Origin of the sequence: Mesorhizobium sp. AR02 (assembly GCF_024746835.1) — a bacterium.
In the GTDB taxonomy this organism is placed as follows: domain Bacteria; phylum Pseudomonadota; class Alphaproteobacteria; order Rhizobiales; family Rhizobiaceae; genus Mesorhizobium.
Genome location: NZ_CP080531.1, coordinates 4,407,825 through 4,428,510, shown reverse-complemented (window position 1 = coordinate 4,428,510; position 20,686 = coordinate 4,407,825). Strand labels below are relative to the sequence as shown.

Below are 20,686 nucleotides of genomic sequence, written 5' to 3'. Positions count from 1 at the left end.
AATAGTCGGACCTGATGGTCAGGACGATCCGAAAGCCCAGGGCGGCTCCGGGGGCGAGCAGGCTCAGCAGCCAGTCTATAAAGGGCTTGCGCAAGGGCTCCGGCGTCTGGGTGAACAGTTCCTCAAACTGATCGACGACGAGCAGGGTCTCGGTCGTCGCGGCCGGCAGATTGCATTGCAGCGCCAGGGCGAGTTGGTTGGGCTTGTCTCCGTCGATCCGGTCCCAAAGCGCCGCCTTCTGCTCGATTGTCAGCGACAGCTTCTCCGACGCCTCGATCACCCCCTTGCGCAAGCGCTCGATGGGCGAGGCGCCCGGACGCATCACCACGACATGCCAGACCCGCCCCTCCGGCTCGAGCCCGTTGCGGGCACCGAAGGCGCCACCGCGGAAGCGCGGGATCAGGCCGGCCTGGACCAAAGACGACTTGCCCGACCCACTGTCGGCGACCACCGCAACGAAGCGGCTTCGTTGCAGCTTGCCCACGAGAGTCTGCTCACCGGCCAGCCTGTCGTATTCGGCCAGCTTGCCGCTGGCGGCCCGGTCATCGAGCTCGCTCTCACGCCCGAAGAACAGATTGGCGTCGGCCTCCGTCATGGCGCGAAGGCCGACGAAAGGATTGTCGACGACGACTATCGATCCGTCGCCTCCTACGACCGCACTGATGAGGCGTATCAGTTCGTCAGGCTTGCCCAAAGGGTCGCGCACCGCCTGGTAGAGCCGCGCAAACGGAGGCAGCGCCTCCGATCGCACTTCGCCCGCCAGGATAGGAATGAAGGGAATGCGATCGCGCGTCGCCCGCGACAGACCGAGCCGGACCTCCCGCTCGACCCAGTTCACCACGCCCTTCGAGCCGACGTAGACCGCAAACGCCGTGCAATCGCGATCAATCGCCTGCTCGAGCTGGTCCTGCCAGCCCTGCGCCCCCGGAACGAGGCTACCCTCACCGTCCAACCAGACCCGAAGCCCTACCTCGCGCGCCGACACGCTCGCTTCAATCAGACCCTTCAGGCGGCGCGCCGCGTCCGAATCAATCCCGGAATGGCTGAGAAAAAGAAGCGGCAGCCTCGAAACCGAAGCTGTTGCCTGCAACTTTGCCTTGGACCGCCCCATCGCCCCCACCGCGAGCTCGCGCATCCTGATGTTATGCCAGAGTAGCCGCTATTATGCACCCCTTTGGCAAATTGTGCCGCCGGTCCCGGTTTTTGGCCGCCATTTTCCAGCCGTACGCCCCTTTGGGCGCACGGCCTCGTCTCCGGAAGCAAATGCAGATCGCGGACCGAAGATGTTTATGGGTTGACGAGAGGGGTTCGAAGTTTCCGGAGCATGTCTCGCCGGCCATTCAGGTGAGGAGGCGATGGATACGCAGAAGCGCGATCGGCATGATCGTTTGCGCCGGGCACGAGGTTGGCAAATGGACCTTGATCATGGTCTTTATCTCGACTGTCCGTCGTCAGGGTTGTGGACTTGTCCGCCCGCCCTCGGATCAACTCGCCTTTACGCATATGAGACCTACGCCACAGACGCGGTTCAAGCTGTCGCAGCTAGTTCCGGAATATTTTAGCTAACTGGAATGTTTTAGGAAAACGAGATCAGAGGTAGCGGTCATGCCCATTCACCGAGATACGTCCACCCCCGACAAGACCGCCTTGCTTCGCCGGGTTTTCGAGACTGGCAATTTCGAGGGTGAAACCGAGGCAAAGCGAGAGGCGCGTGCCTCCCGCATCATTGCCAACTTTATGGCTGGCATTACCATCGAAGAGGAGCTCGCGGAGTTGTCTCGGAAGCCGCTTGGAAGATGAGCGAGCCAAGGAGGATTTTCAGTGGGGCGCCCTGCCCGCCAGAAGATATCGATAGCCGTTTGTCGTCATCTATCGCGCGCGGGCGGGATGCGTCTCCCAAGCCCTGAATGTCCGCTCCGGTTCCTTAGGCGGTGTCGGCCTAGTTCAAGAAACGTTGATACCGCTCGTCATTGTGAAGATCATGGGTAGCGTACCGACGTGCTGCGGCAAGCATTTCGGAAATCTCTGGCCAGATTGCAAAATCATGCAACCTGCCGTCATCCATGCCAGCGAAACGATCACCCGAATCGGGAACGTAGACATGGTTACCTTGAGCGAAATGCAGATCGCGTTCACCAACCAATTCCCCCTCCGGCAATCGCCAGATCTGGATGCCGTAGTTGCTGGTGACCATGAGAAGCTTGGATCGTGGGACAAAGGTTTGGAACTGCCCGACTGTAACGCCGCTAAGGGTCGCGGTGAGTTGACCATCGATGCAACCGAATACCCTCACCTCATGATCTCCCCAGCTCATAGAGACCAGCGAGCCATCGTCAGATACCGCCGCTTCGCCCCCGTTGAAGCTTCTTTTGTAGCTTGTCACGAGCGGCAGGGAACGGCCAATTGCCCACAACCGCACTAAACCATCAGTGGAAGCTGAGACCACCCGATCGGGCCGCGGGAAGTACACTGCGCTGATTGTGCCACCGCTGCCCGAAAGCGTTGTAATCAGCGCGCCGTCATTTGCCGACCATATGCGAACGTCAAAGTCGTCTGACCCGGTGGCCACTTTTTCACCGTCGGGGGAAAACGCAGCGACGCCAACGGGTCCTTGATGGCCTGCAAGAACCGCGAGCAAATCACCTTTTTGAGACCAGAGTCGCGCGGTATGATCTTGTGAAATCGTAAGTATCTTGCGCCCATCTGGGGAGAATAAAGCCCGGTAGATAACTCCGTGATGACCGACAAGCGTTGCAACTGGTTTTCCGTTGGTCGTATCCCAAAGTCTGGCCGATCCATCATTGGAGACGGAAACCAACAATTTGCTGTCGGGAGAAAACACAGCATCGTTTATGCGATCGGTGTGGCCCAAAAGCACCGCCAGTTCCCTTCGAGTCGCGACGTCCCAAAGAATCATTGTCGGAGGTTCAAGAACCTGTTGTCCGCCGCGAAGGAATACTCCGTCGCCTTCTGAAATTGTGACAAGACGCCGACCATCCGGGGAAAAGCCACCAAGCTTTATTTGATCATGATGGCGTGGAGTAAGTGTCTGGTAGTTGCGCTCATGGGTCCTGTAGAATGCCAATCCTCCCTCGGGACCAAACTTTGCGCCCGTCATCATCTCCCCCACGGCCAATGTCGATCCGTTTGGCGAATAAGAGGCCCAGGTGACTGGGTTCGACGAGGGAACATAACTGGAACCTGCGAAAGGGAGTCTCCCCCATATTCGTCCCACTCCGTCCGGGCCGCCCGAAACGAAGGTCTGGGCGTCAGCTGTCAGATCGATGTCATTTACGCCTCCGACATGACCCCCGACGACTTCGATGCTTGATCCATCCACGACACGATCGAGGCGAACAGAGCCATCATACCAGCCACTTAAGAGATACTGTCCATCGGCGCTGAACTTCACATGATCGGTACTGCTATCAAGCAGTCGAGTTCTGGCCGTGACCGTGCCTGTATTAGGGTCGAAGATTGCGATGGAACCTGTCCCACCAGCTGCGACGAGCCTTCCATCAGGTGAAAAGCTTGCACATCGGATACAGGCGACCGAAATATCGCGGAGCTCGCTGCGCATTTTGCCGGTTGCGACATCCCATATCCTGGCGCTCCCGCCGCGGTCCGTCGTTAGAATCGCGTCTCCCTTTGGAGAGAAGGCAACGTACATAACCGAAACTAGGTCAGGGGCAGCGTAACGCGATGAAACCTGGCCATTTTCTACCGAGTAAAAGTCGACACCCCCTTCTCCTCCGACGACAACGGTTTTCTCGTCAGGAGAAAAGCCTGCGGCCCACAAGTGACCTCGGCGAGCATGCAACGTTGTGCTTCGGCCGTCGCCCGTCGGATCGTCGATGCGCGCAGTCTGGTCCCATGACGCAGATACCAGATATTTGCTATTCTTCGAAAACATAAGCGATGTGACGTAGTCGTCATGTGGCCTCAGCACGCGAACCAATGCTCCATTTTCGCCGCTCCACAATCGCATGCCGCCGCTACTGTCACCTGTTGCGATCACTGTTCCATCTGCTGAGAACACGGCGCTCGTAATAACCGTGGGATGCCCAATCATGTTGGCTATCAGTCGCCCGGTAACGCTATCCCAAAGGCGCGCCACTCCATCGCTAGAGCCGGTGAGGATTTTGTCACCGGTAGGGGAGAACAGCACCAGATTAACGGCAGTTTTGTCCCCTACGGCGAGAACATGTCTCTCTACGAGATTCCATAATGCATCTCGCAGGACGCGCTCACTCTCAGCAGAATCGATCGTTTTGGTGGTGTTTGGGTCTGTTAATGCCGCCACGGCGAGCGACATCGCTGTCCCATAGTCAAACTGTGCCGCACTCTGTCTGCCGAGGTCAGCGAGTAATAGGGATCGGGTTTGCAGCGCTTGAATAAGGTGCTTGTTAGCCAGACTTGCTTCGATCTTCTTGTTCGATCGCTCCCACAGTGCCCACGCGCTGAGCCCACTCAGCAAAAGCAGTGCTGTGACGGCGGCGACAATCACGGTTCTCCTGACCAAGCGGTTTCGCTTTGTAAGCAGGAAGTTTTTCCGCAGCGACTTCGAAACAAAATCCTCTACGCTCGACAGTCGCGCTGGATAGTTGGAATACCAGTCCCGGGCGCGCTCAAGGAGCAACCCCGACAGTAGAGCTTCGGCCTTTCCTTCTTGTGGGGCGCTTGCCCACAGCCGGGAAGCCTCTTCGATCTGCCGCCGACCGAGCAGAAAATCTTGCTCCTCGGTGAGCCAATCTGCCAGTTGCGGCCACGCTCGTAAGAGAGCCTCGTGAGCAACTTGCACTTCTTTCTGATCTTCAGATCCCCGCGTCGTCAGGAGCCTGGCCTGGACCAAGTCATCGATGAGGCGTCGAGATACAGGAGGCAATTCGTGTAGAGGCGCTGGACGGCTCATTCGAGCCCCCTCCTCGTCAACTTGAACAAGCGAGCCGACAAACGCTTCCTTGAGCGCCCTCAATTCAAGGTCAGTAGGGTTCGCTCCAGCGATCGTCTGCTCTGCCTTGCGCCGGACGACATTCTCCATCGGTCGCAAACCAAGCTTGGCATCTCCCAACTGCTCGTAGTCGGTAGATGTCAGGGGGGTGTCCTTTGGTTGGCGCTCATACATTTCGCGTAATGCGAAGGCCAAAAGCGGCAGCGCATCGGGCGACGAACTGACGTCAGCTAGGATACGATCAACGACGTCGTGCCCCAATTGTATCGAGGCGACCCGAGCCGGCCCCTCGATTACGCTTCGAAGACGGCTTGCGGGCATTGATCCTACAGTCAGAGCCTCATGATGAATGACCAGCTCCTCGGACGCCAGAATATCACCCAGTCGGTCTGATCGCACAGTCGCAACGATCAGGAACGGTTCCTTCGACGCCGGACCGGTGACCATTTTCAATGCTTGGAAAAACTTTTCACGCTCCGATTTTGGCGCGACAGTGAAGAGCTCCTCAAACTGATCAATCGCTATCAAAATCGTTGCCTGTCGTGAGGTTCTACGCCGAAGCCGTTCGGCGACGCATAAGAGCTCTTGCGCACCGCCGCCCGCCAAATCCACTTCCGGCCCACCTGCGATCGCAACTGCCTTCAACAGGGATCGCGTAGGATGCGCACCAGGTTTGAAGGGTGGGATAACAATCCAATTTTCAGCATTCCGCCCTAAGTAAGGCAGTACCCCCGCCTTCATCAGAGAGGACTTGCCACCCCCCGAAGCGCCGATGATAAAGGTTAGCGGAGGGCCGCCTTGGACGCGCTTAGCTTCAAGCCGTTGCGCAATATCGATCGTCTCTAGGTCTCGGCCAAAGAATACACCAGCGTCTGCCGCTTCGAACGACAATATCCCGGGCCACGGCGGCCGTCGAGAGTCCCAGTGGTAACCTTGGGCAACTTCCTCAACGATCGCCCGAAGACGCCTCGCTAGGGATGCCCGACCGTCTCGGTTCCACAACTCGGCCTGGAGCATTCGCAATTCGGCTCCAGCTAGCTTTCTGTCATCGCGGGTTAGAAATACAGGAAGGATAGTTTTGCCAAGGGCCCGCGCCTGAGCGAACTCCACAAAGCACCACTTCGATGAAAGCCATGACGAGGTAACAATAAAGATGGCTGCACTGCAACGATCCAGTGCTGCATAAAGCTGCCGCTCCCAATCTTCCCCAATACCAATCCCAGATTCTTTATCGAAGTCTAGAAAGACTCGTTCAAAACTTTGCCTGCGAAGCCAAGTGTTAATTTCGCGGGCCGCTTCGGGGTCTTTGCTGGAATGGCTGATAAAAATGGCCGCCACACAATCCTCTTAAATCAAGGTTTCGTAGGATTGTAAGCATGTTCCTTAGACAAGAAACAAGGGACATCGACTACAGAACACGTCCGGATCAAAGGCGTGTCGGCGCTCCGCCCGTCTCCTCGCATCGTGCGGAAGATGACTTCCGGCCTCAAGCGGATGAAGCAGAGTGCGCTATGGCTGATGAAAATTCCGCTCATCGTTCAAGGCCCAATTCACTGCCGAACTCGACAGAAAATGAAGGAAGTTATGAGTACATAGCAACGTATCGTATCGCCTCGATTTCGGGAACTAAATCGTAACCAGTATTTGAAGACGTTTCAGCGCTTTTGCCGGTGTGGGCTGCCGTTCAATTCCAAGCCTAACGTCTATTAAATCACAACGCGGCTCGTCCGAGTTCACGGGTAGGCCTCTAGTTCCCCCCATCTAGTTTTCAGAGCGTAGCTGACAAAACGCTCGTGCTATCCCTCGCCGCACACCTTGCTCATCGCCCCCACAAGCGTTCAGCTCCCGCGACCACCAATTCGCGCGCCGCGACGCTCGCTTCGATCCGCCGCTTCAGCTCCCGCGCCCCTCCCAGTCGATGCCGGAATCGCTCAGGAACAGCACCGCTCCTTCGAAGCCAAAGCACTTTCATCCGATGTAGCCTCAGACTGTTGCATCCCCCCAAATCGTAGATGGGCTCGGATTATGCGCCGGCCATGGCATGAAGCAACGGAAAAGCCTTTACAAACGTGCTTTGCCGATATTCCTTCCGACGATTGATTCAAAGATGCAGCGATGACCTTCGGGATCATCAACGCGATCAGCCGCTGCCGATCGGCTGGGAAGGGGAACATTGTCATGGAGCCTCTCGCTTCAGCCTCCGTCTTGCAGTCAACTTGGTCCAGAACTGCCAATCGGCTCAAGCAGACGATCGATCGCACACGCTGGATCGCCCTTGCGTTGTCTGCGGTCGCAGCCCTGCTCGCCGCAGTCGCCAGCCAGATCCAAGCACCCCAGCCACCGGCACAGGATCATTTGCGTCTGTCCCTCGCCGTTGGCAGTGCCGTACTCCTCGGCGTCGTCAGCTTCCTGAGCGCCCGCTTGCTCGGTGGTACCCAGGTCGCTGCCTGGACGCGGATCCGCGCGGCTTCGGAGGCCTTGAAGCGCGAGATCTACAAATATGCGGCATCGGCCGCGCCCTATGACGATCCCGCGCAGGCGAAGGTGCGCTTTAACGCTGAGCAGGAGGAGATTGCAAACGACATCGACGACCTGATCGGACTGCTGGAGCGGGAGGAAGGCCCGGGCTCCGCGTCTACCGCGCCCTTCCAATCTCCAGACGAATACGTCGAAAAGCGCGTCCACAGCCAAATCAAATGGTACAACGACGGAGCTGCGACATATGGCGGCTTAGCGAAGACGCTTCGCTGGATCGAATTCACGTTGTCGCTTGTCGCCGCGATCGTCACTGCGGCCGTAGGCGTAGCGGGAAAAACCAATTTCATCGGCTTTTCGTTCGATTTCGTGGCATTGACAGCGGTGTTGACCACGATCGGCGGTGCCATCCTCGCCCATATCGAAGCCTCGCGATATGACTTTCTCGTTGCGACCTACCGCGCAGCGGCTCGCCGGCTCGGCCACGAACTCAACCAGGCCCTTTCGGCATTCGCCATGCCGTCGTCCGACTGGTCAAGCTTCGTCGAGCGGTGCGAGACGATCCTCTCCATCGAGAACAGCAGCTGGATCGCCAAATTCGGCAAGACTTGATCAATTGGTTGCCGTTCGTTTGACGACGCGCTGGGGAAAGCAACGGAAAATCCGACGTCGCGCTAACGCACAAGCCTAGCGGCGGCCCAACGCCGAAAAGATGATCGGGTTGGCCGTATCGGGTCGCTTGTAGTCCACGCTCACTAAGGTGGGTCAAGAAAAGCCTTGCCTTGAGAAAGCAGACTGGCCTCCTGGCGGTTCAGTGAACAGGCACCTAAGCTACCAATCGCGATTTCCTCGAACTCCCTAGGTAAGCTCCACCCCTTGGTGCGACTAATCGGGCGTTCTGGAGGCTTTTTCCTCCCAGTGATCACACGGTAGCTAATTGCAGCGTAGTATCTCAGCGCATAGCTCGCCACCAGTGGCCTGCTGCCGGTTCTGTAGACAGGCACTTAAGCAAACATCGCGATTTCTTCAAACCACTAATCAGACGTTCTGGAGGCCTCATCTCCTTCCGGTGGTCACACAGTGTAGCTAATTGCGGCGTAGTATCTCAGCGCGTATGGCCGGCGCGTTTTGAAGCGACAGGCCGGCCTGAAGGTCCAATTCTGATCCCGCAGCAGCGCTGCGTTAGCCGCGTTGCTCTCATCTAGCGCTCTTGAAGGTCTCCAGAGGCCTCAAGATGACATCATCCATAATTTCCACCAAATGGTTGGCATTCCTGTATTCGACGATTTTGAGCACCCAGGGATACCTTGTTATGGCGCTATACATCCCCCAAGGCTGCTGCCCCTCTTGGATTAGGGTCTGAACAGCAACGGAAGGCAAGTGAGGCACAATAGACATTAGCTCTTGCGGAATACTCCTTGGATCGGAAATATCGGCTATTATAAAACGAGCCATGTGGGCAATTGTCGAAACAGTCTCCTGGATATCCCTAGAGCTTGGCCCTTCAAAATCGTAAATCACCGGCATGTAGTTCCGCTCACGTAAGAGCGCTCTTAGGTGCTCCAGAACTACTTTTCTCTCATTGGTGAAGCGACCTAGGATAAGCACCAACTTCGACGCCAACGAATCCAGAACGTCTCGAAACTCTTCGTTAGCGATCATCAAATAGAGCAGCTGCGCGACTTTGAGATTGTCTGTGGTCAACATCGGCTCGCCATCCGGTGTAATAACGAGGTCGCTCTGTGACGTGTTCTCTATTTTCGTCCGCCAAACGGACGCCCCATAAACGCGAGCCCGGTCTAGCACGGCATCCGTAAAATCTGTTTCAACCAAGCTAGCGCCAACAAGTGATGTCGCCGTTAGGTTTGCACTCGTGAATACCGCTTCCTTGAGCACTGCATCGCTAAGATCAGCCTCTCTGAGATCGGAACCCTGAAAGTCTGCACTAAGTGCATATGCCGCAGTGAGCGTAGCCATTCGAAGATTTGCACCGCTAAGATCTGCCATCATTAGAGATGCCCAACCCAGGTAGGCGCTGCGCAAATCCGCATCTCTCAGCGAGGCAACATTTAGGTCTGCACTTTCGAGGTATGCGCCAGACAGATTCGCGTTGTTGAGCTTGGCACTTTGAAAGTTGGCCCCGTAAAGATACGCCGCCGAAAAATCGGCCCCATTGAGCTGTTTGCCGCCAAAATTGGCGCCATGCAGCATTGCCTCGCTCAGATCAGCACCGTCTAAATTTATATCCATACCAAGCAACGAGATGCCACGAAGATCGATATAGACTTCTTTATTATTATTCCTCCATAAATTCCAAACTTTTCCTCCCTGCCTTAGGATTGCGAACAGATATCGAGTGACTTCCTCATCATGCGGCACGAACTTTTTGCTGGCCAGTAAGATACTTTGACCGTTGTTATTGGCAAACTCCGCGGCAGCCAAATCGGTTTTCGATTGGAAGCGCGGCAGAGAAACGCTGGTCATTGTTGCTTCACTCTCCCGTACGCTTGGCCGTCGAGCGGGCGACAACCTCTTTTTCCATGGAAAGACCCACATAAGACACTCACCACTGTTTCTATTTTACTGGGTGGATACGCCCTACTGGAAGGAGTTAACAGAGTGTCCGGGAATGGCGTAAAAAGCGGACGTCGGTAGAGGGGTTATTTGGCGATGGTGCAGTGCAGCGTGGTGCTTATGGTAACTTCTTGTGTTAGCTTGAGCAAACGGCGGTTTGCGGTTTGCACATCTCGGAGAATTGGCCATGAAGAATGATGTCGCCCACTATCGTGTCTCCACGCAGCGGTAGGTCGATAGGACTCGGACTGGAAGCCCAACGAACAACAGTCGCGCGCTTCGACGGGACCGAAGGCATCACGCTCTTCTTCGAGTTCACCGAGGTCGAAACCGGAAAGGGCGCCGACGCCCTAGATCGAAGGCCACGCCTTGCCGCTGCGCTGGCCACAGCGCGCCAAGCATAATGCCCGGTGGCTTACAACCTCGACCCGGCAGACAGGTTCGTTGTTCCCGACGCCGTGACTTGCGCTTTCGCACTGGAGAAGGTTGGTTTCCAGGGCGCTTCCCTCTACCACTTCAATCAATAAGATCAATCGGTTACGTGCCATCCGCTACCGTCAGCCACTGATTGCTCTCACTCACATCGACAACACGAACCCGCCAGTCGCCCCGTGCAGACAAACGAGGCTCGACAACAATGCCCTATTCGGCAGCCATTGCTAGTCGCTGTTCCGGTTCCTCCGTCGAAACCTCCTGGATCTCATCCGCGGTCGGCTTGATCCGGAACCACGCGGTGTAGAGCGCGGGAAGGAAGAGCAGGATCAACACCGTGCCGGCCGCCGTTCCGCCGATCAGCGTATAGGCCATTGAACCCCAGAAGACGGAGTGCGTGAGGGGGATGAAGGCGAGCACGGCGGCAAGTGCGGTCAGGATGACGGGCCGTGTGCGTTGCACCGTGGCCTCGATGACAGCGTGATAGTCGTCAATGCCGGCAGCGCGGTTCTCCTTGATCTGTTCGGTCAGGATCAGCGTATTGCGCATCAGGATGCCGGCCAGTCCTATCATGCCCAGAATGGCGTTGAACCCGAAGGGCTGGTGGAAGGTGAGCAGCATCGGTACGACGCCGACAAGGCCAAGCGGTGCCGTCAGCATGACCATGAACATCGTTGAGAAGGATCGCACCTGCAGCATGATGACGATCAACATGGCAGCTATCATAGCCGGGAAGACCTTACCCAGCGCGGTGTTGGCCTTTTCAGCCTCTTCGATTGATCCGCCCATTTCGATGCGATAGCCGACCGGAAGGGACGCGATCAACGGCTGAAGGGCCTTCATGATCTGCTTGGAGACCTCCGGAGGCTGGGTCGCCTCATTGATGTCCGCGCGGATCGTGACAACGGGCGTCCGGTCGCGGCGCTTCAGGATTGGCTCTTCCTGACGGATTTCCGAATGCCCTATCTGGTCGAGCGGAATCGAGCGGCCGTCTCGGCTCACGAGTGAGAAATCCGCCAGACGCGCCGGATCCAGCCGCTCGCCACCGGCGCTGCGTGCCACGATGGGGACATTGCGGATGTCCTCGCGAACCTGCGTAACGGGGATGCCTGTCAGGAGGAATTGCAGTTGCTGTGCCACCTCCGCCGGCGAGAGGCCGATGAGGTTCAGCCGATCCTGATCCGGGACGAAGCGAAGCACGGGCGTGCGATTGCCCCAGTCGCGGTTGGCCTGCCGCACATCCGGAACGCTCCGCATGATGTCGAGGGCCTTTTCGGAAATGCTGTAGAGTTGAGTGGAATCGGGTCCCATGACCCGGAACTCGACCGGGAACGGCGTGTAGGGGCCGAACACAAGCTGCGTAACGCGGACATACGCCTCGGGTGCAAGCCCCTGCGCCACCGCCTCTCGGAGCCGGTTCTTCAACGCCTCACGCGCCTCGGCGTCCGGGGTCAGCACGACGATCTTGGCGAAAGCGGGATCAGGAAGCTCCGGGGCCATTGCGAAGAAGAAGCGCGGAGCGCCCTGACCGACATAGCTCGTGACGATCTTGGCCTCGGGCTGTCTGTCCAGCCAATTTTCGAGCTTCTCGACCGCAGCGGTCGTTGTCTCGATGCTACCACCTTCCGGCAGGCGAACCTCCACCAGCACTTCGGGGCGGTCGGATGTCGGGAAGAACTGCTGTTTGACGCCGGCCATACCGACGACGGAAAGCGCGAAGGCGATGCCAACGATACCGCAGGTTACGAACTTATGGCGCACGGCAAACGTGATGGCCCGCCGCAAACGTCGATAGTTACGCGTGTCGTAAATAGCGTGGTGACCGCCTTCGACCGGTTTGATCGCGGGCAGCATCTTGACGCCGAGATAGGGCGTAAAGACCACCGCGACGATCCAGGAGACGATGAGGGCGAACCCCACGACCCAGAAGATGTTGCCGGCGTATTCGCCGGCCGTCGAGCGCGCAAAACCCACCGGCACGAAGCCGGCGATCGTCACCAGCGTTCCCGATAGCATCGGCGCCGCAGTGTGGCTCCAGGCATAGGCCGCCGCCTCGATGCGGTCCATGCCCTCTTCCATCTTCACCACCATCACCTCGATGGCGATGATGGCGTCGTCCACCAGAAGACCAAGCGCCAGGATGAGGGCGCCGAGCGTGATGCGATCGAAGAACCGGCCTGTTTCCAGCATGATGAGGAACACGACGGCGAGCGTCAGAGGGACGGCAGCCGCCACGACGATCCCGACGCGCCAGCCCATGCTGAGCAAGCTGATCAGCAGCACGACGCCGAGCGCCATCGCGAACTTCAACATGAATTCGTCGACTGCCGAGGTGATGTTGACGGCTTGGTCGCTTACCTTGTCGAGCGTCATGCCGAGCGGCAGTGTCTGTGTGATCGCGGCAGTCCTGTCCTCCAGGGCCTTGCCCAGCGCGCGACCATCCCAGCCCTCCTGCATAACCGCAGCGAGCATGATGGTGGGCTCGCCCTGGCGCCGGATGAGGTATGTGGGAGGGTCCTCATAGCCGCGGCTGACCTCGGCGATGTCGGAGAGCTTCAGCGTCCGCCCCCCAGCGACAATCGGCGTGTCTGCGATCGCCTGAACGCTGTCATAGGCGCCGTCGACCCGAATAAAGAGGCGCGGCCCCAGGGTGTCGATCGAGCCTGCGGGCGTGACGGTGTTCTGCCGCTGCAAGGCAGCGACGATGTCCTGTGCCGACACGCCGAGGGTTGACAGCTTGGCATAAGAAAACTCCACGAATATCTGTTCAGGACGTTCACCAAGGATGTTGATCTTCTTGACGCCGGGCACGTGCAAGAGGTCCTGGCGGATCACCTCCGCCTGCCTCGCCAGTTCCCGCATCGGCATGCCTTTGGCCTTCAGCGCATAAAGGGCGAAGCTCACATCCGAATACTCATCGTTCACGAAGGGGCCGAAGACGCCGGGCGGCAGGTTGCCGGCTTCATCCCCGAGCTTCTTGCGTGCCTGGTAGAACTCCTCCTGCACGGCTGATGACGGTGTGCTGTCCTTGAGCGTGACTGTCATATACGCATAACCTGGCCGTGTGGTCGTCTCCACCCGGTCGTACCAGGTCAGTTCCTGAAGCCGCTTCTCCAACGGTTCGGCGACGAGGTCCTGCATCTCTCGCGCCGTCGCGCCCGGCCACGCCGTCGTGACCGTCATGGTCTTGATGGTGAAGTTCGGGTCCTCCGCCCGGCCGAGCATGAGGAAGGCGTAGGCACCGGCAGCCACCAGCAGGAGGATGAAGAACAGGGTGACGGCGCGTTCGCGAACGGCGATCGCGGAAAGATTGAAGCTCATCAGTTGCTCCCGCTTTCGGACCCAGTCCGAACGAGAGCGCCTTCCTGAAGGAGGTGGGCGCCGAGCGACACAATGGGCACGTTGGAGTTCAAACCGGAGATCACGGCGGTTTCGCTGGTTACACGAATAAGCTGGACAGCCTGAAAGTGTACGGTCGAGGTGGCGCTGTCCAACACCCAAACGCCGGTCTTCCGGCCGTCATCGAGCACGGCTCCCAGCGGCACCTGGACCTCCGGCTGTTTCACCTGGCTTGCGAGTCGAATGGTTACCGTCGCGCCAAGCGGTGCCGTGGCAGCCTCGCCGTCGAGCACATAGCGGGCCTCATAAGTGCGGGTCTGGGCATCGGCGGAGTCCGACAGCTGCCGTAGATGCGCCGAATAACGACGCTCATCGCCACCATACACGCTGGCCTCGGCCGCCGAACCGATCGCCGGCCGGATCGTTTCGGGAAGCGCGACAACCGCTTCGCGCGGGCCCGCCTTGGCGGTCCGGACCACTGGCTGGCCGGCAGCGACGACCTGCCCCGGCTCGCCAAGCGTTTCAACCACCGTTCCATCAGCGTCCGCCAACAGGACTGCATAAGCAGCCTCGTTCTCGGCGACCCGTGCGTCGGCTTCGGCGGCGGCAAGTTGCGCTTGGGCTGTATCCATCGCAGCCTTCGCCTGCTCGTAGCGCTGCGGTGTAACCCAACCGGCGCGGAGCAAGCTGGCGTAACGCCGTTCATCCGGCTTTGTCTGAACGACTGTTGCGTGCGCTGCGTCAACGGCATTGCGTTTCGCCGAAAGCGCAAGGCGCAGATCGGTATCGTCAATCCGCATCAGCGGCTGACCGGCTTTGACCTCCTGACCGACATCTACCAATCGTTCCACGATCTTGCCCGGAACCCGAAAGCCGAGATTGCTCTGCACCCTCGCCGCGATGACACCAGTGAAGCCGCGCTCTGATCCGATCACTGGCGCTGCCGACACAAGTCTGACGAAAGGGGCTTCCTGCCTTGGGTCGGTCACCAAAGGAGCCTCCTGAGCAGGAGTAGCAAACGTGGCGAATGCCGCCGCCCATGACATCGCCGTCAGGGTCGATCCCAACACGATAACGGTTCTCTTTTTCACGCTCGTCGCCTCATCTCAAATTAGATTGCGTTCGATTTCTATATCGATTATAGATTACGAACGCAATCAAAAAGGAGAGCAATGATGCGCGTGAGCCGAATTCAAGCCGCGGAAAACCGCGAGACCGTCATCAATGTGGCAAGCCGCCTTTTTCGCGAGCGCGGCTTTGACGGCATCGGCGTCAAGGATCTGATGAAGGGTGCAGGGCTGACACAGGGCGCCTTTTACAAGCAATTCGCGTCAAAGGAGGACTTGGCAGCGCAGGCGTCCAGGCGGGCGATGGAGAGCGCCACCCACCGGTGGTCGGCCGCAACCGCGGCGAACCCTGAGAGTCCGCTCGACGCAGTGATGTCATTCTATCTCAGCATGGACCATCGCGGAGAGAGGATGGACGGCTGCCCGGTCGTTGCGCTCGGCTCGGATGCTGCCAGACAGGGCGCCGAGGTGAAGGCGTCATTCGAGGCCGGGATCAGGGAATACCTTGAAATGCTCGGCAGTTGGGTTGGCGGGGCCGACAATGATGAGGCCGGCGTCAAGGCCATGACCATTCTCTCGACAATGGTCGGCGCGGTGCTCCTCTCGCGGGTCGTCAACGACCCCGACCTTGCGCAGGCTTTTCTGGATGCGGCGACCGGTCAGGTGCGCGAAGCAGCCGCCGCTTGAACGGCGTGGGCAGCGCTGTCGGCGCACCAGGTGATAGGAGAATAGATGCGACGGATTGTTGTTACAGGCATGGGAGCGGTCACGCCCCTAGCTGCCAATGTCGAAGCGTCATGGTCGCGCCTGCTGGCCGGTCGTTCGGGCATCCGTAGGCTTCCGGACGATGTCGTGGGAGATCTGCCGGCGAAGATTGGCGGCGTGGTTCCCTCGTTGAAGGAAGACCCCGACGCTGGCTTCGATCCTGATGGCGTCCTGTCCGCGAAAGATCAGCGCAAGGTAGATCGGTTCATTCTCTTTGCGCTGGCGGCGGCGGAAGAGGCGCTTGCACAGGCGAAATGGAAGCCTGCCTTGGAAACGGATCGCCTGCGCACGGCAACGGTCATCGCTTCGGGGGTCGGCGGCTTCCCTGCCATCACAGAAGCCGTGCGCACGGTCGACCTGCGTGGCGCCCGCCGCCTGTCGCCCTTTACGGTGCCGTCCTTCCTGGTGAACCTCGCAGCAGGCCAGATCTCAATCCGTCATGGCTTCAAAGGTCCATTGGGCGCGCCAGTGACAGCGTGCGCGGCCGGCATCCAGGCGATCGGCGACGCGGCCCGTCTCATCCGCGCGAACGAAGCTGATATTGCCGTGTGCGGGGGCACGGAAGCTTGCATGAATACTGTCAGTCTCGGTGGGTTTGCTGCCGCACGCTCCCTTTCAACCGGCTTCAATTGGGCGCCGGCTCAAGCCTCGCGTCCCTTCGACACATCGAGGGACGGCTTCGTCATGGGCGAAGGCGCCGGCGTGCTGGTCATCGAGGCGTTGAGCCACGCGCTGGCGCGCGGCGCAAAACCGCTCGCCGAGCTCGTCGGCTACGGCACGACGGCGGATGCTCATCACGTCACTTCTGGTCCCGAGGACGGCAGCGGTGCGCGCCGGGCCATGGAGATCGCAATCGCGCAAGCAGGGATTTCGGCGCGCGAGGTTCGTCATCTCAATGCGCATGCGACCTCCACGCCAGTCGGCGACCTGGGTGAGATCGAAGCGATCAAGAGCGTGTTTGGGCGCGATTTCGCGATAGCGGTCAGCGCAACGAAATCGGCGACCGGACACCTGCTGGGAGCGGCCGGCGGCCTTGCTGCCATCTTCTCGATCCTGGCGATCAGGGACCAGGTGGCACCGCCGACACTCAATTTGAGCGCTCCCGATCCGGCCGCGGACGGCATCGACTTCGTCGCAAACGAGCCCCGGCCAATGGAGATGGAATACGCGATCTCCAATGGCTTCGGCTTTGGCGGCGTGAATGCCACCGCCTTGTTCAGGCGTTGGACCGGCCCGGCGGCCCGACGCGAGCGCCAGGAGCGCTCATGATTGGCACCCCTTTACGCCAACCGTTCACGCTTCTCCAACTTCGATCCAACACAAAGAAAGAAATGATTTCCATGAACAAGACCAATCCTGGCGTCGCCCTGGTGACAGGGGCATCTTCCGGCATCGGGCGGGCTACGGCCGACGCCTTGCTAAGCGCCGGCTATCGCGTATTCGGAACCAGCCGTCGCGGAGCCGCCGAAAACTCCGGTGGCATTACCATGCTCGCCTGTGACGTGACCGACGACGCGTCCGTTGCGAAAATGGTCGATGACGTTCTGGCCAAGGCCGGGCGCATCGACCTGCTTGTCAACAATGCCGGCATGGGTCTCTTTGGCGGCGCGGAAGAGTCCTCGATCGCACAGGCTCAGGCGCTGTTCGACGTGAACGTCTTCGGCGTGTTCCGCGTGACCAACGCGGTGTTGCCGACAATGCGACGCCAAGGGAAGGGCAGGATCGTTAATTTGAGTTCGGTACAGGGGTTTATCCCCGCCCCCTATTTCGCGCTTTACTCGTCGACCAAACATGCCATCGAGGGTTATTCCGAATCTCTCGATCACGAATTGCGCCCGTTCGGCATTCGCGTGTCGTTGGTGGAGCCCGCCTATACCCGTACATCATTCGAGGACAATCTCGCCGCCCCCGATCAGTTGCTTGATATCTATGACTCCGCGCGCGCTGGCATGACTATATCCGTTCGGAAATCGATGGAAAAAGGCGACGCGCCCGAAGTGGTAGCCGAGACCGTTTTGGCCGCTGCGATCGATCCCACTCCAAAGAAACGCTATGCGGCGGGAAAAATGGCGCGCCAAGTCAGTTTCCTGCGACGCTTCGTCCCCGCGTCCGCCTTCGACAAGAGCCTAAGAAAACAGCTGGGGCTGCCGGCTTGACGATAAACAACGTGTACATTGAGTAGAGGGCGCAATTCACAATGAATCCTCATCCAAGACAACGGAGCCGGAAGCGCCGATCTGATGAGTGTGGGAAAAGGCGATAGCTCTCCCGCTACCAAAATCTGTTCTAACTCACTGAATAAGAAATTTGCCCGGCGGCAGCGCCCCAGAAGGAGCAACGCTGTCAATGGGCAGGGACGTCGTTGCGATCCCAAGGTCCATCGCACAGCGAGTGGGTTCGCAAAACGATCAGATGGCGCTCGATGACGGTGGGCTTGAGCTGGAGTGGGCAGCACACTTTCGCATGCTCGATTCGATTGATCCGACATTCCGGACCTGAAAAGCCAGGACCACGCGGAGCGCATCGATTCTCGATATCACGCTAAGCGGCGTCCTGGCGACGATTGAACTATGCCGTCATCTGCTTGAGCGCCTTGAGCAGGCGCAGATGCGTGTGGGAATGGTGGTGCCTGACATGCACGGCCGAATAGATCGGATGTGAGATCTTCGGCGCATCGGCAACCAGCTGCGCCACGCCCTCCTGCCGCAATTTCGTCGCCACCGTTTCGGTGACGAAGGCTGTGCCGCCCCGGCTTCGCAGCAGGTAGGCGACGGCGCCGCCATTTCCTGTCGACACCGGGACGTTTTCCAGTTCCGGCAGCATCTGCCTGTGGGCGCGATTGAAAAAGGCGGAATAGTTGGCGCGGATATAGTCCGCCGGCGTGACCGCGTCGAACGCGACACCGCGCGTCGACACCATGACGAAATTCTCTTCGGCGATCTGCTCGTAATGCATGTCGGGAAGATGCTGCGGCGAGTAGAGCACCGCCAGGTCGAGGCTCCCGGTCGTCAGATCCAGGATCATCTGGTTCGAATAGTCGATCTCGACATAGATCGCCAGTTTGGGCAGCGTCGTCCGCACCCACTCCAGCCACCCCTCCAGTACGCGCTCGTAGAGTTCGAACTGGATGCCGATGCGGATGAGCTGGTCGAACTTGCCGACGGACTGGATCTCGCGGCGGGCATCGAGCCATCTGAGCTTGACGGCACGCGCATGGTCCTCGAAGCGGATGCCGGCGACGGTCGGCTCGGTGCCGCTCTTGCCACGGATGAACAGCTGCTTGTCGAGCAGCGTTTCCAGCGAACGGATGCGGCTCGAAACGGTCGACTGGGTGATGCCCAGCCGCTCCGCCGTGCGGTTGAAGTTGCGAGTCTCGATCAGGTCCAGGAACGTGTCGAGCAGTTCGATCTGCATCTTGGCCACCCAGCGCAAAAGCTTCGCAATGGCTACAGCTTTTTGGCCCGGCCCGACAATGGCTAATCGGAATCCTCGATTAACATCCCATGCCGGATTGCGTTGCCGGATATCGCCTTCAGGCGCAGATTTCCAGCATCTTTCAAACATCCGCCGCGGCAGGTCATCCATCCATGTTCATCGTCGACACCGACGTCCACAATTACTGGTCCAGCGCCGAGGTCCTGCTTCCCTATCTCGAACCCTATTGGCGCGACTTCCTGGTTCGTGGCGAAAAGCCGGGCCCGGCGGGAAGCTTTCCGCACGGCCACCGCCCATGGCTGCATCCCGAGGGATTTTCGCGGCATGACATCCGGCCGCAGACCGAGGAGGACAACTATCTGATCATGAAGGAGAAACACCTCGATCTCTACGACATCGACGTGGCAATCCTCACCGCCGACGAGCCGCTGGAAGCCTCGACGCTGGCCAACTACCACTACGCCAACGCGCTGGTGAAAGCCTATAACGACTACATGATCGACTGGTGGCTGCCCAAGGACCGGCGCTTCAAGGGATCGATCATCATTTCGCCGACCGATCCGCACGGCGCCGCTGCCGAGATCCGTCGTCTTGGCGCCCACAAGGACATCGTCCAGGTGCTGGCGAGCCACGGCTCGCAACGCCCTTATGGCGATCCGTTCTATCATCCGATCTTCGAGGCCTGCGCCGAAGTCGGGTTACCCTTCGCCATCCATTTCGGCGGCCAGGGCGGCGTCAACCACAATGCCATCGCCAGCGGCCCGACGACCTATTACTGGGAAACACATGCGCTGCTCAGCCAGCCGGCTATGACCCATGTCGTGAGCATGATTTCCAACGGCGTGTTCGAGAAATATCCCGACCTCTATTTCGTCGTCATCGAGTGCGGCGTGTCCTGGGTGCCGTCGCTGATGTGGCGGCTCGATGCCAACTTCAAGGCGCTGCGCAAGGAGACGCCGTGGCTGAAGATGCTGCCGTCGGAATATTGCCGCCGCAACATCCGCTTCAGCACCCAGCCGCTCGAACAGCCGCAAAACGTCCGGCATCTCTGGGAAACGCTGGAGCACATGGATGGCCAGAACACGCTGCTTTTCGCCTCCGACTATCCGCACTGGGACTTTGACGCGCCGACCAATATCCACATCCCGCCGGCCTGGCGCGACAAGGTGATGGGGCTGAATGCGCTCGAGGTCTACAAGCGCATCGAGGCGCCCGCCGCCAGCGCGAGGGTCGCGTGATGACGCCCACGGCAGCAACCGCACCAGCCCGAGGCCGCACCTTTGCCTGCAAGGTCGACGAGGTCGCGATCGGGCAACCCAGGATCGTCGCCTTCGGCCGCACGAGCATCGGCATATTCCAGCTCGACGACGGCTATGCCGCCTTGCTCAACATTTGCCCGCACCGGGCTGGCCGGCTTTGTGAGGGACCGGTATGCGGAACCACCAGGCCGACCGACCGGGCGGAATTCGTCTATGAGCGCGCAGGCGAAATCGTTCGCTGTGCCTGGCACGGCTGGGAGTTCGAGATCAGGTCAGGAAAATGCCTCGTCGACGACAGGCTCAAGGCGCGGACATTTCCGGTCGAGGTCGTCGGCGAAGACCTCTATCTTGAACTCGGCCGCCAGGCTTCTGGTTGCAGAAGGTGACGA

The 20,686-nt window shown here is 59.2% G+C and carries 11 protein-coding genes and 1 pseudogene; 6 read left to right on the top strand and 6 right to left on the bottom strand.

Annotated features, from left to right (window positions below):
• Positions 1-10 precede the first annotated feature (10 nt).
• Both DBIPINDM_RS25485 and DBIPINDM_RS25475 read right to left on the bottom strand, forming a co-directional pair.
• Positions 11-1,111: pseudogene (locus DBIPINDM_RS25485) on the bottom strand (toll/interleukin-1 receptor domain-containing protein); the annotation flags it as partial.
• 828 nt (positions 1,112-1,939) lie between these two features.
• The gene (locus DBIPINDM_RS25475) at positions 1,940-6,289 is read right to left on the bottom strand and encodes a toll/interleukin-1 receptor domain-containing protein (protein ID WP_258581797.1); all 4,350 of its coding nucleotides are present in this window, start codon (positions 6,287-6,289) and stop codon (positions 1,940-1,942) included.
• A 777-nt stretch (positions 6,290-7,066) separates the two neighbouring features.
• Between DBIPINDM_RS25475 and DBIPINDM_RS25470 the strand changes: the two genes are divergently transcribed.
• Positions 7,067-8,038: a DUF4231 domain-containing protein gene (locus DBIPINDM_RS25470; RefSeq protein WP_258581796.1), complete on the top strand. Its 972-nt coding sequence runs from the start codon at positions 7,067-7,069 to the stop codon at positions 8,036-8,038.
• A gap of 585 nt (positions 8,039-8,623) precedes the next feature.
• On the opposite strand, the gene DBIPINDM_RS25465 is transcribed toward DBIPINDM_RS25470, so the two are convergent.
• From DBIPINDM_RS25465 to DBIPINDM_RS25455, 3 genes are all read right to left on the bottom strand, one after another.
• Positions 8,624-9,910 carry a pentapeptide repeat-containing protein gene (locus DBIPINDM_RS25465; protein WP_258581795.1) on the bottom strand — a complete coding sequence of 429 codons (1,287 nt, stop codon included), beginning with the start codon at positions 9,908-9,910 and terminating at the stop codon, positions 8,624-8,626.
• Between the two features lie 732 nt (positions 9,911-10,642).
• Complete coding sequence (locus DBIPINDM_RS25460; protein WP_258581794.1) at positions 10,643-13,753, bottom strand: efflux RND transporter permease subunit; 3,111 nt, start codon at positions 13,751-13,753, stop codon at positions 10,643-10,645.
• The gene (locus DBIPINDM_RS25455) at positions 13,753-14,817 is read right to left on the bottom strand and encodes an efflux RND transporter periplasmic adaptor subunit (RefSeq protein WP_416361791.1); all 1,065 of its coding nucleotides are present in this window, start codon (positions 14,815-14,817) and stop codon (positions 13,753-13,755) included. The genes DBIPINDM_RS25460 and DBIPINDM_RS25455 overlap by 1 nt, the downstream gene beginning before the upstream one ends.
• Positions 14,818-14,946: 129 nt before the next feature.
• Here DBIPINDM_RS25455 and DBIPINDM_RS25450 point away from each other — a divergent pair, with 129 nt between their 5' ends.
• The 3 genes from DBIPINDM_RS25450 (at position 14,947) to DBIPINDM_RS25440 (ending at position 17,759) form a co-directional block, all read left to right on the top strand.
• On the top strand, positions 14,947-15,525 hold the full coding sequence (locus DBIPINDM_RS25450; protein WP_258581792.1) for a TetR/AcrR family transcriptional regulator: 579 nt from the start codon (positions 14,947-14,949) through the stop codon (positions 15,523-15,525).
• A 45-nt stretch (positions 15,526-15,570) separates the two neighbouring features.
• A complete protein-coding gene (gene fabF, locus DBIPINDM_RS25445) occupies positions 15,571-16,872 on the top strand; it encodes a beta-ketoacyl-ACP synthase II (protein ID WP_258581791.1) in 1,302 nt (433 codons plus the stop codon).
• Between the two features lie 71 nt (positions 16,873-16,943).
• Complete coding sequence (locus DBIPINDM_RS25440) at positions 16,944-17,759, top strand: oxidoreductase (protein WP_258581790.1); 816 nt, start codon at positions 16,944-16,946, stop codon at positions 17,757-17,759.
• 412 nt (positions 17,760-18,171) lie between these two features.
• Here DBIPINDM_RS25440 and DBIPINDM_RS25435 read toward each other — a convergent pair whose 3' ends face one another.
• Complete coding sequence (locus DBIPINDM_RS25435; RefSeq protein WP_258581789.1) at positions 18,172-19,017, bottom strand: LysR family transcriptional regulator; 846 nt, start codon at positions 19,015-19,017, stop codon at positions 18,172-18,174.
• Positions 19,018-19,190: 173 nt separating this feature from the next.
• Here DBIPINDM_RS25435 and DBIPINDM_RS25430 point away from each other — a divergent pair, with 173 nt between their 5' ends.
• Together DBIPINDM_RS25430 and DBIPINDM_RS25425 are read left to right on the top strand one after the other, a co-directional pair.
• Positions 19,191-20,276 carry an amidohydrolase family protein gene (locus DBIPINDM_RS25430; RefSeq protein ID WP_258581788.1) on the top strand — a complete coding sequence of 362 codons (1,086 nt, stop codon included), beginning with the start codon at positions 19,191-19,193 and terminating at the stop codon, positions 20,274-20,276.
• Positions 20,276-20,683 carry a Rieske (2Fe-2S) protein gene (locus DBIPINDM_RS25425; protein WP_258581787.1) on the top strand — a complete coding sequence of 136 codons (408 nt, stop codon included), beginning with the start codon at positions 20,276-20,278 and terminating at the stop codon, positions 20,681-20,683. The genes DBIPINDM_RS25430 and DBIPINDM_RS25425 overlap by 1 nt, the downstream gene beginning before the upstream one ends.
• Positions 20,684-20,686: the final 3 nt, after the last annotated feature.